Annotated in this window: 13 protein-coding genes; all 13 read left to right on the top strand. The window is 70.2% G+C overall.

Annotation, left to right across the window (positions count from 1 at the left end):
• The first annotated feature begins 46 nt into the window (after positions 1 to 46).
• Positions 47 to 1,447 carry an acyclic terpene utilization AtuA family protein gene (locus ABIE38_RS14725; protein WP_354057524.1) on the top strand — a complete coding sequence of 467 codons (1,401 nt, stop codon included), beginning with the start codon at positions 47 to 49 and terminating at the stop codon, positions 1,445 to 1,447.
• Positions 1,448 to 1,593: 146 nt separating this feature from the next.
• Positions 1,594 to 2,415: a TIGR03084 family metal-binding protein gene (locus ABIE38_RS14720; protein ID WP_354057522.1), complete on the top strand. Its 822-nt coding sequence runs from the start codon at positions 1,594 to 1,596 to the stop codon at positions 2,413 to 2,415.
• Positions 2,412 to 4,241, top strand: a complete 1,830-nt coding sequence (locus ABIE38_RS14715) for an acyclic terpene utilization AtuA family protein (protein WP_354057520.1) — start codon at positions 2,412 to 2,414, stop codon at positions 4,239 to 4,241. Before ABIE38_RS14720 ends, ABIE38_RS14715 begins: the two co-directional genes overlap by 4 nt.
• On the top strand, positions 4,238 to 5,416 hold the full coding sequence (locus tag ABIE38_RS14710; RefSeq protein ID WP_354057518.1) for an acyl-CoA dehydrogenase family protein: 1,179 nt from the start codon (positions 4,238 to 4,240) through the stop codon (positions 5,414 to 5,416). The genes ABIE38_RS14715 and ABIE38_RS14710 overlap by 4 nt, the downstream gene beginning before the upstream one ends.
• Positions 5,413 to 7,011, top strand: a complete 1,599-nt coding sequence (locus ABIE38_RS14705; protein ID WP_354057516.1) for an acyl-CoA carboxylase subunit beta — start codon at positions 5,413 to 5,415, stop codon at positions 7,009 to 7,011. The genes ABIE38_RS14710 and ABIE38_RS14705 overlap by 4 nt, the downstream gene beginning before the upstream one ends.
• Positions 7,012 to 7,022: 11 nt before the next feature.
• Positions 7,023 to 9,098 carry an acetyl/propionyl/methylcrotonyl-CoA carboxylase subunit alpha gene (locus tag ABIE38_RS14700; protein WP_354057514.1) on the top strand — a complete coding sequence of 692 codons (2,076 nt, stop codon included), beginning with the start codon at positions 7,023 to 7,025 and terminating at the stop codon, positions 9,096 to 9,098.
• Positions 9,099 to 9,103: 5 nt separating this feature from the next.
• A complete protein-coding gene (locus tag ABIE38_RS14695; RefSeq protein WP_354057512.1) occupies positions 9,104 to 10,285 on the top strand; it encodes an acyl-CoA dehydrogenase family protein in 1,182 nt (393 codons plus the stop codon).
• 1 nt (position 10,286) lies between these two features.
• Positions 10,287 to 11,108 (top strand): enoyl-CoA hydratase family protein, encoded by an 822-nt coding sequence (locus tag ABIE38_RS14690; RefSeq protein WP_502914788.1) that lies wholly within the window; start codon positions 10,287 to 10,289, stop codon positions 11,106 to 11,108.
• Positions 11,109 to 11,174: 66 nt separating this feature from the next.
• Positions 11,175 to 12,308: an NDMA-dependent alcohol dehydrogenase gene (locus ABIE38_RS14685; RefSeq protein WP_179525931.1), complete on the top strand. Its 1,134-nt coding sequence runs from the start codon at positions 11,175 to 11,177 to the stop codon at positions 12,306 to 12,308.
• 11 nt (positions 12,309 to 12,319) lie between these two features.
• Positions 12,320 to 12,970, top strand: coding sequence for a TetR family transcriptional regulator (locus ABIE38_RS14680; protein WP_182643857.1), 651 nt, complete (start codon positions 12,320 to 12,322; stop codon positions 12,968 to 12,970).
• 199 nt (positions 12,971 to 13,169) lie between these two features.
• Complete coding sequence (rpsL, locus tag ABIE38_RS14675; protein WP_017838186.1) at positions 13,170 to 13,541, top strand: 30S ribosomal protein S12; 372 nt, start codon at positions 13,170 to 13,172, stop codon at positions 13,539 to 13,541.
• Positions 13,541 to 14,011, top strand: a complete 471-nt coding sequence (gene rpsG, locus ABIE38_RS14670) for a 30S ribosomal protein S7 (RefSeq protein ID WP_179525929.1) — start codon at positions 13,541 to 13,543, stop codon at positions 14,009 to 14,011. Before rpsL ends, rpsG begins: the two co-directional genes overlap by 1 nt.
• A 198-nt stretch (positions 14,012 to 14,209) precedes the next feature.
• Positions 14,210 to 16,321: an elongation factor G gene (gene fusA, locus ABIE38_RS14665; protein ID WP_354057509.1), complete on the top strand. Its 2,112-nt coding sequence runs from the start codon at positions 14,210 to 14,212 to the stop codon at positions 16,319 to 16,321.
• Positions 16,322 to 16,424 lie beyond the last annotated feature (103 nt).

Here is a 16,424-nt window from a genome sequence, read left to right as displayed (position 1 = left end):
TGCTGGGGTAGTCGAACGACCCGACCGACAAGGAGCCGCAGGACCGATGACGAGCACCCAGAGACCTCTGCGTATCGGCAACGTGTCCGCCTCGCGGACGGACCGCGCCACCGCGACCGCCGAGTTCCTCGCGGCCGCGTCCCTGGACGTACTCGCGCTCGACATGCTCTCGGACGAGGCCATGTTGGAGCTCGCCGAGCACCGCGCGCAGGGCGATCCGGGTCACGAGCGCGCTCTCCTCGTGCAGTTGGGGCAGTGCCTCGACCTCGTCGGCACCGGGGGAGTGCGGATCGTCACCAACGCGGGCGCCCTCGACCCGGGTGGGCTCGCCGAGGCCCTGCGTGCCATGGCCGCCGACGCGGGGGTCGAGTTGTCGGTGGCATCGGTCGACTCCGGGGACGTGACCGACCGCGCCGTCGAACTCGGACTCGGAGAGGCCGACGTCGCCACCGTCAGGCACGGCGCGTTCGGGATCGCGCGGGCACTGACCGCGGGAGCGCACGTCGTCGTTACCGGTCGGGTGAGCCGCGAGGCGTTGGTCACGGGCGCGGCGGCAGCACATCACGGATGGACCCCGTCGGCGCTGGACGCGCTGGCCGGGTCCGTGGCGGTGGGGCACGTCCTCTCCGGCGGTCCGGGCGCCACGGGCGTCGTGGACTCGTCGACCGACGTCACCCGGACCACCGACCCGGTGTCCGGCGGCTACCCGATCGCGGAGATCGCCGCCGACGGGTCCGCCGTCGTCACCCGCCACCCCTCGGCGTTCGGGTCCGTCACCGTCGGCACCGTCACCGACCAGCTCCTCGACGGGGTCGCGGGGGCGCGGTACGCCGCTCCCGACGTGGTGCTGCGACTGGACTCCGTCCGTCTCGCCCAGGAGGGCACGGACCGGGTCCGGATCAGCGGTGCACGGGGTGAGCCCGCACCACCGGTGGTCGCGGTGGTGGCCATGACCAGGGGACCCGGGCGGCCCCGTCGGGTCGCACGCCCGCTGGCGCAGGCCGACGCCGGACACACAGTCGTCCTCCCGGGCGGGGATCGCGTCGCGGTGCCCGTGCCGGTGGAGACCGCGGACATCGGGCCCGGCGAGCTGCCGACCCCGTGGTCGCGGGGGTCCGTTCCCGGTGGTGAGCCGGTGACGTCCGTGTTGGGCTCCGTCGCGAGCGTGCGTCGCGGCGTGGTGGGCCGCGGGGTGAACATCGCGGTCTGGACCTGGGACGACTCCGCGTTCGCGTGGCTGGCCGGAGAGCTCACGATCGACCGCTTCCGCGAACTCCTCCCCGCCCTGGAGGGCATGGAGACCCGCCGTTACCTGCTGCCCAACCTCCGCGCCGTCAACCTCGTGGCGCGCCCCCCGCGTGGTGTGCCGCTCGACGGGGGGCTCGGGGCCGACCTCGCCTCCGTCCGTCTGTCGATCCCCGGCGAACTCCTCGAGTTCGGACCGTGAGTCGCGCCCCGGGCCCCGGACCGGCGGAAATGGAGCGAACGTAGGACAGACCCCTGCGCCTCGGCGGCCCAGCGTCGGTGGAGACCGTCCCTCAAAAGCAAGCAAGCATGCTTGCTTTATTCGGGGAGCGGTGGGAGTCTGATGCCATGCAGACGAACATCCGGCCCTCGGCGACGGAGGACCCGCACGCGGTCCTGGCCGCGCTCAGCGCCCGACTAGACGACCTCGTCGAGACCGCCGGTCCCGACGTCTGGCACCTGGACACCCCGGCCGAGGGCTGGGACGTGGGGATGCAGATCGCTCACCTGGCCTGGACCGACGAGGTCTCGGTCACCGCCATCAACGATCCGGACGCCTTCCAGGGCGTGGTGGAGACGGCGATGGCCGACCCGACCGGATTCGTGGACGCCGGTGCCGCCGGGATCGCCGCCACCGGCCGCGACGAGGTGCTCGCCCGATGGCGCCTGGCCAGGGGAGAACTCGCGGACGCGCTCAAGGCCGCCGATCCGGGCGACCAGGTCCCGTGGTTCGGTCCACCGATGCGACCGAAGTCCATGACGACCGCCCGCATCATGGAGACCTGGGCACACGGTATCGACGTGGCCGACGCCGTCGGGATCCCGCTCGACTCCGACCCGGCCTTCGTCGCGGCGCTGCCCCACGTGGCCCGCCTGGGGTTCAAGACCCGCGGCTTCGCGTATCTGATGAACGGCCTCGAGGCCCCGACCTCGGAGGTCCACCTCGCGCTCACCCTGGCCGACGGCACCGTCCTCGAGTTCGGCCCGTCCGATGCCGAGCAGCGTGTCACCGGACCGGTGCTCGACTTCTGCCTGCTGGTCACCCAGCGCGTCCACCGCGCCGACACCGCCCTCGAGGCGACCGGTGACGACGCGGAGGAATGGCTGCGGATCGCCCAGGCCTTCGCGGGCCTGCCCGGCGGCGGCCGCGAGGAGGGGGCGCGAGCATGACCGGGAAGAACCTCGCCGCGCCACTGCGCGTGGGAAACATGTCCGGCTTCTACGGTGACCGCATCTCCGCGATGCGCGAGATGCTCGAGGGGGGCGAGCTCGACGTCCTCACCGGCGACTACCTCGCCGAACTCACCATGCTCATCCTGGGCCGCGACCGCATGAAGAACGCGGACCTCGGGTACGCCAAGACCTTCCTGCGTCAGCTCGAGGACTGTCTCGGGCTCGCGCTGGAGAAGAACGTGAGGATCGTCGCGAACGCGGGCGGTCTGAACCCGGCCGGCCTGGCCGGCGCGGTCGTCGAGCTCGGTTCGCGCCTGGGGCTGTCCCCCCGGGTCGCCCACGTCGAGGGTGACGACCTGATCCACCGGGTTGAAGAACTCGACATCCCGGCTGACGCCGGGTTCCCGGTCACCGCCAACGCCTACCTCGGGGGCTTCGGGATCGCCCGCTGCCTGGACGCCGGTGCCGACATCGTCGTCACCGGTCGCGTCACCGACGCCTCGGTGATCGTCGGTCCGGCGATCAGCCACTTCGGGTGGACCCGGACGGACCTCGACGCCCTGGCCGGCGCCACCGTCGCGGGGCACGTCATCGAGTGCGGGACCCAGGCCACCGGAGGCAACTACGCCTTCTTCAACCGTGGCGAGATCGCCGACCCCGTCACCCCCGGATTCCCGATCGCCGAGATCGCCTCCGACGGCACCTCCGTCATCACCAAGCACGAGGGGACCGGGGGAGCGGTGACGGTCGGCACCGTCACCTCGCAACTCCTCTACGAGGTCACCGGGGCGCGCTACGGCGGGCCCGACGTCGTCACCCGCCTGGACACCGCTCGCCTCGAGCAGGAGGGCCCCGACCGCGTCCGCATCTCCGGTGTGCGCGGCGAGACCGCCCCCACCACCACCAAGGTGTCGGTGACGTGCCTGGGCGGCTTCCGCAACGAGGTCACGTTCCTGCTCACCGGGCTGGACATCGAGGACAAGGCCGCACTGGTCGAGCGCCAGGTCCTGGCCGGCCTCGCCACCCGCCCGGCGGAGATCGACTTCCGCCTCAGCCGCACGGACCACACGGACGCCGACACCCAGGCCGCGGCGACCGCCCTGCTGACCGTCGTCGCCTGGGACCCGGACAAAGACGTGGTGGGCCGGGCGTTCTCCGACGCCGCGGTAGCCATGATCCTGGCGAGCTACCCGGGAGCCACGCCCAGCGCGCCCCCCGGTCGCGGCGGGCCGTACGGCGTGTACGTCCCCGCCTACCTCGACCAGGAGAAGGTGCCGCATGTCGCGGTGCTCCCCGACGGCACCCGCGTGGACATCGCGCCTCCGGACCACACGGAGGAGATGGGCGACGGCCACGCCTCCGACGGACTCGGCGCCGAGGGTGCGCCGCTGGCCGCGGCCACGCCGTCGACCGGGTCCGACACGCCGTACGTCCCCACCACGCGCAGGCCCCTGGGCGACGTGCTCGGCGCCCGCTCGGGCGACAAGGGCGGGACCGCCAACATCGGTCTGTGGGCCGGAGACGAGAAGGCCTACCGCTGGATGCGCGACACCCTCACCGTCGAGGCGTTGCGTCGCCTGCTCCCCGAGACCGCCGAACTCCCGATCGAGAGATACGAACTGCCCCGCATCAGTGCCGTGAACTTCGTCATCGACGGACTGCTCGGCAAGGGCGTCGCCCACGGCTACCGCTGGGACCCCCAGGCCAAGGGTCTCGCCGAGTGGCTGCGCTCCCGCGTCATCGACGTCCCCGACGACATCACCGCCCCCGTACCCGCCGCTTCGGCACCCGCCGAGCCGGCACCCGCAGAGGAGAACGCGTGACCATCCCGCCGTACGTACCCGGGGATCCCTGGTACTCCGAGGAGAGCCTCGCCCTGCGCGAGACCACGACCCGTTTCGCGCAGCGCGAGATCCTGCCCCACCAGGACGAGTGGGAGGCCGCGGGCGCGTTGCCCCGCGAGCTGCACGCCAAGGCCGGCCGGGTGGGTCTGCTCGGTGTCTCGTTCCCGGAGGAGGTCGGTGGCGGGGGAGGCGACATGCGTGACTCCTTGATCGTCTGCGAGGCCCTCCACGAGGCGGGCGTCGCCGGCGGCGTGTTCGCCTCGCTGTTCACCTGTGGGATCGCCACCCCCCACCTGGCGCAGTCCGGCCGACCCGACCAGATCGAGCGCTGGGTCAGGCCCACCCTCGCCGGCGACCTGATCGGTTCCCTGGCGATCACCGAACCCGGCGGCGGCTCCGACGTCGGACGCCTCACCACCACCGCACGCCGGGACGGCGACCACTACCTCGTCAACGGCGCCAAGACGTACATCACCTCCGGCACCCGCGCCGACTTCGTGGTGACCGCCGTGCGCACCGGCGGCGACGAACTGAAGGGAGCGGCGGGCGTGAGCCTGCTCGTCATCCCCACCGACACCCCGGGTTTCCACCGCTCGGCCCCGCTGGAGAAGCTGGGCTGGCGGGCCTCGGACACCGCCGAGCTGACCTTCACCGACTGCCGGGTGCCGGTGGAGAACCTCGTCGGCGCCGAGAACGACGGTTTCGCCCAGATCGCCATCGGCTTCGTGGGAGAGCGCGCGGCGTTGGCCGCCCAGGGGTACTCCCACGCCCAGCGATGCCTCGATCTCACCCTGGACTGGGTGCGGGAGCGCGAGACCTTCGGTCGCCCCCTGCTCTCCCGGCAGGCCGTGCAGAACACCGTCACCGAGATGGCCCGTCGCATTGACGTCGCCCGCACCTACACCCATCGCTGCGTGGATCTGGCCGCGGCGGGGCACGACGCGATCGCCGAGGTCTGCTTTGCCAAGAACACCGCCGTCGAGTGTGCGGAGTGGGTCGCGAACGAAGCCCTCCAGCTCTTCGGGGGGCTCGGCTACATGTCCGAGTCCGAGGTGAGCCGCCAGTACCGCGATGTCCGCCTCCTGGGCATCGGCGGAGGCACCACCGAGATCCTCACCACCCTCGCCGGACGACGTTTGGGGTACACCGCATGACCATCCTGCGTTCCACGCTCGACACCGCCAGCGCCGAGTTCGGTGCCGCCAAGGCCGCGATGGAGGACAAGCTCACACAGCTCACCGCCGATCTCGAGCCCGCGCTCGCCGGCGGCGGCGAGCGCAAGGTCGCCCGCCACCGCGAGCGCGGCAAGTTCACCGCCCGGGAACGGATCGACATGGTCCTCGACCGCGAGTCGCCCTTCCTCGAGCTGTGCGCACTCGCCGCGTGGGGCTCGGATTTCCAGACCGGTGCCTCCGTGGTGGCCGGGATCGGCGTGGTCGAGGGCGTGGAGTGCCTGGTCATCGCCAACGACCCGACGGTCAAGGGCGGCACGTCCAACCCGTGGACGCTGCGCAAGATCCTCCGCCTCAACGACGTGGCCATGAAGAACCGGCTCCCGGTGATCAGCCTCGTCGAGTCCGGTGGCGCCGACCTGCCCACGCAGAAGGAGGTCTTCATCCCCGGAGGCGCGCTCTTCCGTGACCTCACGCGCCTGTCCAAGGCCGGCATCCCGACCATCGCCGTCGTCTACGGCAACTCCACCGCCGGCGGAGCGTACGTCCCGGGGATGAGCGACCACGTGGTCATGATCGAGGAGCGCTCGAAGGTGTTCCTCGCCGGACCCCCACTGGTCAAGGCCGCCACCGGCGAGATCGCCGACGAGGAGACCCTCGGCGGAGCGGACATGCACGCCCGCGTCTCCGGCCTCGCCGACCACTACGCCCTCGACGAGGCCGATGCCGCACGCATCACGCGCGGCATCATCCGCCGGCTCAACTGGTCGAAGTCCGGACGGGCCCCCCGCGCCGAGGTCATCGAACCCCTCTACGGCGCCGAGGAGCTCCTCGGCATCGTCCCGGATGACCTCAAGATCCCCTTCGACCCGCGCGAGATCATCGCCCGCATCGTGGACGGGTCCGACTTCGACGAGTTCAAGCCGCTCTACGGGGCGAGCCTGGTCACCGGGTGGGCCGAGATCCACGGCTACCCGGTGGGCATCATCGCCAACGCGCGCGGCGTGCTGTTCAGCGCGGAGGCGCAGAAGGCCACCCAGTTCATCGAGTTGGCCAACCGCTACGACACCCCGTTGGTGTTCATGCACAACACCACCGGATACATGGTGGGCTCGGAGTACGAGCGCGGCGGCATCATCAAGCACGGGTCGATGATGATCAACGCGGTCTCCAACTCCGAGGTCCCGCACCTGTCGCTCATCACCGCCGCCTCGTACGGCGCGGGCCACTACGGTATGTGCGGCCGCGCCTTCGACCCCCGGTTCCTCTACACGTGGCCGAGCGCGAAGTCCGCCGTCATGGGCGGTCAGCAGCTCGCCGACGTGGTCACCTCCGTGGCCGCCGCCGCCTCGGCCGCCCGGGGCGAGGAGATGACCCAGGAGACGATCGACGGTCTCAAGACCATGATCGCCGACCAGATCGAGAAGGAGTCGTTGCCGGCATTCCTGTCCGGGATGCTCTACGACGACGGCATCATCGACCCCCGCGACACCCGGACCGTGCTGGGTCTCAGCCTGTCCGCGATCCACTCCGGAGAAGTCGCCGGAACCGACCGCTTCGGCGTCTTCCGGATGTGAGGAACACACCCATGCAGAATTCATCCACCCCAGCCCCGATCACCTCGGTCCTGGTCGCCAACCGCGGGGAGATCGCCCGCCGTGTCCACCGCACCGCCCGCGCCCTGGGCATGACCACGGTGGCGGTCTACTCGGACGCCGACTCGGGCGCCCCGCACACCCGCGAGGCCGACGCCGCGGTCCGTCTCCCGGGCAACACCCCCGGGGAGACCTACCTGCGGGGTGACCTGGTGATCGCCGCGGCCAGGGCCGCCGGAGCCGACGCGATCCACCCGGGCTACGGGTTCCTGTCCGAGAACGCCGGGTTCGCCCGCGACGTGATCGACGCGGGGCTCACCTGGGTGGGCCCGCCGGTGGCCGCCATCGAGGCCATGGGCTCCAAGATCGAGGCCAAGAAGATGATGGGCGAGGCCGGAGTGCCCATGCTCGCCGACCTCGAGCCCGCCGACGTCACCGAGGACATGCTCCCGGTGCTGGTCAAGGCCTCCGCCGGTGGCGGCGGTCGCGGCATGCGGATCGTCCGCACCCTCGACTCGCTGCACGACGAGATCGCCAATGCTCAGCGTGAGGCCAGGTCCGCCTTCGGTGACGACGCCGTGTTCTGCGAGCGATACCTCGAGCGGGGCCGCCACATCGAGGTCCAGGTCATGGCCGACTCCCACGGCACCGTCTGGGCGGTGGGCGAGCGCGAGTGCTCCATCCAGCGCCGCCACCAGAAGGTCATCGAGGAGGCGCCGAGCCCGCTGGTCGAGCGGACCCCGGGGATGCGGCAGAAGTTGTACTCGGCGGCCCGCGACGCCGCGTCCACGATCGGGTACACCGGCGCCGGCACGGTCGAGTTCCTGGCCACCGACGACGGCGAGTTCTTCTTCCTCGAGATGAACACCCGGCTCCAGGTCGAGCATCCGGTCACCGAGGCCACGACCGGTCTGGACCTGGTGGCGCTCCAGCTGGACGTGGCGGCGGGACTGCCCCTGCCGTCCGCCGAACCCCCGACCGCCCACGGCTGGTCGTTCGAGGCCCGCCTCTACGCCGAGGACCCCGCGAGTGACTACACACCGGGTTCCGGGATCTTGTGGGCGCTCGACGTCCCCGGCGTCTCCTCCCGTTTCGAGGGCCCGCACCGGCCGGGCATCCGGCTGGACAGCGGTGTCGAACCCGGGGCGGACGGCGCGCTGATCGGCGTGCACTACGACCCGATGCTGGCGAAGGTCATCTCCTACGGCCGCACCCGTTCCGAGGCCTGCGCCTCGCTCGCCGGGGCTCTCACCCGTGCGAAGATCCACGGCCTGACGACCAACCGGGCCCAACTGGTCCGTGTCCTGCGCCACCCGGAGTTCATCGCCGGCAACCTGTCCACCGCGTTCCTCGACGATCACGGTGCGCAGGCGCTCGCCGCCCCGCTGGCCGACGACGAGGTCGTGGCGATCTCCGCGCTGGCCGCCGCGATCGTGTCCGGGACCGCCGACCACGCCGCGGGCCCGGTGGCGCTGGCGCAGGCGGGCTTCCGCAATGTCGGCCGCACTCTCCAGAGGCGGACCTACCGGTTCGGCGAGGACGAGCTGGAGGTGGCGTACCTCCGCGACCGCTTCGGCGCCCACGCGGACGGCGATCTGGCCGAGGTCGTCAGCGTCGGACAGGTCCGGCCCCGCGCGGTCGACCTCGAGGTCAGGGGAGTGCGCCACACCTTCTCGGTGGCCCGGTACGAGGTGGTGGGCTCCGACACCGTCGTCGAGGTGGACTCGCCACTCGGACCGGTCTCGCTCATCGAGCCGCCCCGGTACTCCGATCCCGGCGCGGAGGTCGCCGCGGGTTCGCTGCTCGCCCCCATGCCGGGTGCGGTCATCCGGGTGGCCGTCTCCGTCGGGGACACCGTCACCGCCGGCCAGCCACTGCTGTGGATGGAGGCCATGAAGATGGAACACACCATCTCCGCCGCCGTGGACGGCATCGTCACCGAACTGCCCGTCGAGGTCGGCACCCAGGTCGAGACCGGCACCATCCTCGCCGTCGTCGCGGAACCAGACAGCGCCGATCCCGACAGCACGGATCCCGACAGCACTGACACCACCACCCCCCAGGAGTGACCACGATGACCGACATCTCACAGATCCCCAACCCCGTCGTCGACACCGAGGAGCAGACGCAACTCCGCAAGGTCGCCTACGACCTGGGCTCGCGCTACGGCATGGAGTACATGCGCGAGAAGTCCGACGCCGGTGAGACCACCGACGAGCTGTGGACCGAGGCGGGCAAGCTCGGACTGCTGGGGGTGAACCTGCCCGAGGAGTACGGCGGCGGCGGGGCCGGCATGACCGAGCTCGCGATGGTCGAGGAGGAGCTCTCCGCCGCGGGTGCCGGGTTGCTGATGATGGTGGTCTCGCCCGCCATCAACGGCACGATCATCTCCCGCTTCGGGACCGAGGAGCAGAAGAAGCGCTGGCTGCCCGGCCTGGCCTCGGGCGAGATCATCACCTCGTTCGCCATCACGGAGCCGGACGCCGGGTCCAACTCCCACGCCATCACCACCACCGCGCGCCGGGATGGCTCGGACTTCCTGCTCAGCGGGCAGAAGACCTACATCTCGGGGGTCGACCAGGCCGACGCGATCCTCGTCGTGGCCCGACTGGAGGGCGCCGCGAGCGGCAAGCTCCAGCCGGCGCTGTTCATGGTGCCCACCGACGCCCCGGGGCTCGAGCGCACCCACATCCCCACCGAGGTGCGTACGCCCGAGCGGCAGTTCCAGCTGTACTTCGACGACGTGCGGCTGCCCGCGGACGCGCTGATCGGTGACGGCGACACCGCACTGCTGATGCTCTTCGCGGGCCTCAACCCCGAGCGCATCATGGCCTCCGGGATGGCCATCGGTTCCGCCCGTTACGCCATGGACAAGGCCACGAAGTACGCGAACGAGCGCACCGTGTGGAAGACCCCGATCGGCGCCCACCAGGGGATCGCCCATCCCCTCGCCCAGTGCAAGATCGAGCTGGAGTTGGCCCGGCTGATGATGCGCAAGGCCGCCGCGCTCGTCGACGCCGGCCTGGACGACCTCGCCGGCGAGGCCGCCAACATGGCCAAGTACGCCTCCGGAGAGGTCTCCGCGCGCACCGTCGATCAGGCCATCCAGACCCTCGGCGGCAACGGCCTGTCGGTGGAGTACGGCCTCGCCGGGATGCTCGCCGCGTCGCGCCTGCCCCGCATCGCCCCGGTCAGCCGGGAGATGATCCTCAACTACGTGGCCCAGCACTCTCTCGGGCTGCCGAGGAGCTACTGAGGTGGCCACGGTGGACACCCAGGGCGTGGGTGATCGGGTGCTGGTGCGCTACGAGGTCTCCGGGGGTGCCGCCCGCGTGACCCTGGACTCGCAGCACAACCGCAACGCCATCTCGAGCGCCCTGGTCGACCAGCTCCACGCGGCGCTCGACCGGGCGGCCGCGGACGACGGCGCCCGCGTGGTGGTCCTCGGTCACGCCGGCGGGACCTTCTGCGCCGGCGCCGACCTCAGCGAGGCCTCCGCGGCCGGGGCCGACCAGAGCACCCCGGAGGCGCAGGCCGCCGAGCGGACCCGGGTGTTCCTCGGGCTGCTCCGGGCGATCCTCTCGCACCCCAAACCTGTGATCGCCGCCGTGGACGGCCACGTCCGCGCCGGCGGGATGGGACTGGTGGCCGCCTGCGACCTCGCCGTGGCCGGACCGACGTCGACGTTCGCTCTCACCGAGGTCCGCCTCGGTCTGGCGGCGGCCATGATCTCGGTTCCGCTGGCGGCGCGGATCACCTCGCGGGACCTCGCACGCGCCCTGCTGACCGGTGAGAAGTTCGACTCGGCGCACGCCCGGCGGATCGGCCTGCTCTCCGAGGCGGTCGACGACATCGACGCCGCAGTCGACGAGCTGGTCGCCGCGTTCCGGCCCTGTTCACCGCAGGGACTGGCGGAGAACAAGGCGCTGCTTGCGGCGCCGATGCTGGCCGATCTCGACGCCCGTGGAGAGGACCTGGCCGGGGTGACCGCACGCCTTTTCACCACCGCCGAGGTCGCCGAGGGGATGACCGCATTCCTTGAACGCCGACCGCCCTCCTGGGCGACGCCGGACGCGTAGCGTATGCGATGTCGTTGATGTGTGACCGTCACCACATCGCCCGAGTTCGACCCGAGAGGTAATGCCATGCGCACCAGAGCCGCCATCATCCGTGAACCCAAGCAGGACGCCTGGGAGATCGTCGACGTCGACATCGACGACCCCAAGGCGGGGGAGGTGCAGGTCAAACTCGCCGCCTCGGGGCTCTGCCACTCGGACGAGCACCTGCTCACGGGGGACCTGCAGTTCGAGACCTATCCGATCATGGGCGGCCACGAGGGCGCGGGTGTGGTGACCAAGGTGGGAGAGGGTGTCACCGGGCTGGAGGAGGGGGACCACGTCGTGCTGGCGTTCATCCCCGCCTGCGGCACCTGCCCGCCCTGTTCCGAGGGGCTGCAGAACCTCTGTGACAACGGCGCCGGGCTGCTGAGCGGCCGGGCCATCAGCGACGACGGCTACCGGGTCCACACCGCCGACGGTGAGCCCGTGGCGACCATGTGCGTCCTGGGCACCTTCGCGCCGCACGTCACCGTCCACCAGTCCTCGGTCGTCAAGATCGAGAAGGACATCCCCCTGGACAAGGCCGCCCTGCTCGGATGCGGTGTCTGCACGGGGTGGGGTTCGGCCACCGAGATCGGCCAGGCCAAGGAGGGCGACGTCGTGGTGGTGGTCGGCGTGGGCGGCATCGGGATCAACTCCGTCCAGGGCGCCGCCGCGGCGGGGGCGCGCGTCATCGTGGCCGTGGACCCGGTCGAGTTCAAGCGGGAGAAGGCGATGGAGTTCGGGGCGACACACACGTGTGCCTCGATGGACGACGCCATGGCGCTGGTGGGGGAGCTCAGCTGGGGGCGTATGGCGGACCTGGTCCTGCTCACCATGGGAGTGGTGGACGGGAAGGACCTGCTGCCCGGGCTGATGCTCACCGGCAAGGGGCGCCGCTGCGTGGTCGTGGGGCTGGGGGACATGATGGCCGTCGACGCGCAGATCTCCATCCTCGACCTGGCCATGCAGCAGAAGACCCTGCAGGGTGCGATCTTCGGTGGCACCGGCCCGCGCAAGCAGATCCCGCACCTGCTGCACCAGTACCGGGCCGGGAACCTCAAGCTCGACGAGTTGGTCACCAGGACGTACCGGCTCGACGAGATCAACCAGGGGTACCAGGACATGCGCGACGGCAAGAACATCCGCGGTGTGATCATCTACGACGAGCAGGACTGGTAAGAGGAGGAGCAATGACGGCACCCGAGCAGCGGGCCCCCAAGCAGGACCGTAGTCGCCTCACACGGGAACGCCTCCTGGGTGCCTCGATCGACCTCCTCGCCACGCAGGGCTGGGCGGCGACCACCGTGGGCGCGGTGGCCGCCGCCGCCGGCGTCTCACGGGGCGCCGCGCAACACCACTTCCCGACCCGTGAGGACCTCATCACCGCCGCCCTCGGGTACATGATCGAGCAGCGACTGGACAACGTCCGGAACGTGGGGCTCGATCTACCCGAGCCCGGCCCCGAGCGGACGGTCGCCGTGGTCCGCCTGATCGTCCAGCACTACACCTCGGACGTCTTCAAGGCCGCGCTGCACGTCTGGACCGCGGCGGCCAACGATCCCGCGTTGCGCGACCGAGTGCTGCCGTTCGAGAACCACATGTCCCGCGAGGTCCTGGCGATCGCCGCCGAGGCCCTGGGGCACGACCCCGGCGACGTACGGGTGCGCAGGCCACTGCAGGCCACCCTCGACCTGGCACGGGGGCTCGGGCTCGCGGACGTGCTCTCCGACGACTCGGCCCGTCGCGAGAAGGTGATCCGATACTGGGCCGAGACCCTGGATCTGGTGCTCGCGCAGGTCCCGCAGGCGTCGGCCCGAGGCGCCGCCCCGGCCGCGTTTTGACCGATCCTCACGAGGGCGGTTAGGCTTGACCATCGTGCTCGCAGTACGCGAGCTGGAGGATCGTGCCCAGTAGGCCAGCGAGAGCGGCTGACGTGGTCGCCCGTGCGCCCGTCGGGGAGCGCGAGAGTCCGGATACGAGCAACGTCCCAGTGACCGGTGGTCGCCCCCGAGGAGGCCGCCAGCTAGAGAAAGTCGGTTCATGCCAACCATCAACCAGCTGGTCCGCAAGGGCCGCCAGGACAAGAAGTCCTCGACGGCGACGGCTGCCCTCAAGGGCTCGCCGCAGCGTCGTGGCGTGTGCACCCGTGTGTACACCACCACCCCCAAGAAGCCGAACTCCGCGCTGCGTAAGGTCGCCCGCGTGCGCCTCACCAGCGGCATCGAGGTCTCCGCCTACATCCCCGGTGAGGGCCACAACCTCCAGGAGCACTCCATGGTGCTCGTCCGTGGTGGTCGTGTGAAGGACCTCCCGGGTGTCCGTTACAAGATCATCCGCGGCTCCCTCGACACGCAGGGCGTGAAGGACCGCAAGCAGGCCCGCTCCCGCTACGGCGCCAAGAAGGAGAAGTAATGCCTCGCAAGGGTCCCGCCCCGAAGCGCCAGCTCATCAACGATCCGGTCTACGGCTCGCCGCTGGTCACGCAGCTCGTCAACAAGATCCTCCTCGACGGCAAGAAGACGACCGCCGAGCGCATCGTCTACTCCGCGCTGGAGATCTGCCGCGAGAAGACCGGTACCGATCCGGTCCTCACCCTCAAGAAGGCGCTCGACAACGTCAAGCCCGCCCTCGAGGTCCGCTCCCGCCGCGTCGGTGGCGCCACCTATCAGGTGCCCGTCGAAGTCCGCCCCGGGCGTTCCACGACCCTGGCGATGCGCTGGCTGGTGACCTTCTCCCGGCAGCGCCGTGAGAACAGCATGGTCGAGCGTCTCGCCAACGAGATCCTCGACGCCTCCAACGGCCTGGGTGCCGCGGTCAAGCGCCGCGAGGACACCCACAAGATGGCCGAGGCCAACCGGGCGTTCGCGCACTACCGCTGGTGATCCAGCCGGGCCCCGGAGCGGGGGGACGCCCACCGGGCGTCACCGCTCCGGGGCCCCCGGCCGCCCCGAGGGTGGCATCATTGAACGAGGGTCGGCACCCGCGCGAGCGAAGCGGGGCACGGCCCAGCACAACAGACCCGGTTCGGACGGTCCACACGACCGCCCGGGCCACCTAAGACTCACGATCGGGGACCATCCGTGGCACAGGACGTGCTGACCGACCTCAACAAGGTCCGCAACATCGGCATCATGGCGCACATCGACGCCGGTAAGACGACCGTCACCGAGCGCATCCTGTTCTACACGGGTGTCAACCGGAAGATCGGCGAGACGCACGACGGCGCCTCGACCACCGACTGGATGGAACAGGAGAAGGAGCGCGGCATCACCATCACGTCGGCCGCCGTCACCTGTTTCTGGGCCGACAACCAGATCAACATCATCGACACCCCGGGCCACGTCGACTTCACGGTCGAGGTCGAGCGGTCGCTGCGCGTCCTCGACGGCGCCGTCGCGGTCTTCGACGGCAAGGAGGGCGTCGAGCCCCAGTCGGAGCAGGTCTGGCGGCAGGCGGAGAAGTACGACGTCCCGCGCATCTGTTTCGTCAACAAGATGGACAAGATGGGCGCGGACTTCTACTACACCGTGCAGACCATCATCGACCGGCTCGGCGCGAAGCCGCTCGTCCTGCAGCTGCCCATCGGCGCGGAGGACGAGTTCGACGGGGTCATCGACCTTGTCGAGATGAAGGCGCTCGTCTGGCCCGGCGTCACGCCGATCGGCACCGAGGCCACGGTCCAGGAGATCCCCGAGGATCTCAAGGACAAGGCCGACGAGTACCGGGAGAAGCTCCTCGAGGCCGTCGCCGAGAGCGACGAGGCCCTCATGGAGAAGTACTTCGGTGGCGAGGAGCTGTCGGTCGAGGACATCAAGGCCGCCATCCGCAAGATGACGGTCAACGCCGAGATCTACCCGGTGCTGTGTGGTTCGGCGTACAAGAACAAGGGTGTCCAGCCCCTGCTCGACGCCGTCATCGCGTACCTGCCGAACCCGCTCGACGTCGGCTCGATCCACGGTCACGCCGTGGGCGACGAGGAGAAGGTCGTCAGCCGTCAGCCCTCCAAGGACGAGCCCTTCGCGGCACTGGCGTTCAAGATCGCCGTGCACCCGTTCTTCGGTGAGCTCACCTTCGTCCGCGTCTACTCGGGTCGCATCGACCCGAGCACGCAGGTGCAGAACGCCACCAAGGGCAAGAAGGAGCGTGTCGGCAAGCTCTTCCAGATGCATGCCAACAAGGAGATGCCCGTCGAGGAGGCCGTCGCCGGCCACATCTACGCGTTCATCGGCCTCAAGGACACCACCACGGGTGACACCCTGTGTGACCTGCAGAATCAGGTCATCCTCGAGTCCATGACGTTCCCGGCCCCGGTCATCGACGTCTCGATCGAGCCCAAGACCAAGGCCGACCAGGAGAAGCTCGGCACGGCCATCCAGAAGCTGGCGCGCGAGGACCCGACGTTCTCCGTCCGGCTGGACGACGAGACCGGTCAGACCGTCATCGGCGGCATGGGCGAGCTCCACCTGGACGTCCTGGTCGACCGGATGAAGCGCGAGTTCAAGGTCGAGGCCAACGTCGGCAAGCCCCAGGTCGCGTACCGCGAGACCATCAAGGGCACGGTCGAGAAGTACGACTACACCCACAAGAAGCAGACCGGTGGTTCCGGTCAGTTCGCGAAGGTCCAGATCCGTCTCGAGCCGCTCCCCCAGGAGCAGGTCGAGGAGGGCGAGACCTACGAGTTCTCCGACAAGGTCACCGGCGGCCGCATCCCCAAGGAGTACATCCCCTCCGTGGACCACGGCATCAAGGACGCCATGCAGTACGGCGTCCTGGCCGGGTACCCGATGGTCAACGTCAAGGCCACGTTGCTCGACGGCGCCTACCACGAGGTCGACTCCTCGGAGATGGCGTTCAAGGTCGCGGGTTCGATGGCCTTCAAGGAGGCGTCCCGTCGGTGTCAGCCCGTGATCCTCGAGCCCCTGATGGCCGTCGAGGTCGTCACCCCGGAGGACTACATGGGTGATGTCATCGGTGACATCAACTCCCGTCGCGGCATGATCCAGGCGATGGAGGAGCGCTCCGGCGCCCGCGTCGTCAAGGCCAACGTGCCGCTGTCCGAGATGTTCGGCTACGTCGGCGACCTCCGGTCGAAGACGCAGGGCCGGGCCAACTACTCGATGGTCTTCTCCCACTACGCCGAGGTTCCGGCGAGTGTGTCCAAGGAGATCATCGCCAAGGCGACCGGCGAGTAACCGGTGCTGGTCCCGCCCGGCCGCGAGGTAGGGCGGGGCCGATGCCGGCGGCGCACGGTCGAACCTCCGGGTGGCCGCCGGTTCGTGCCCCCACGGCACGATG

The organism is Dietzia sp. 2505, from assembly GCF_040546785.1.
Taxonomy (GTDB): domain Bacteria; phylum Actinomycetota; class Actinomycetes; order Mycobacteriales; family Mycobacteriaceae; genus Dietzia.
This window is presented reverse-complemented; position numbering and strand designations above follow the sequence as displayed.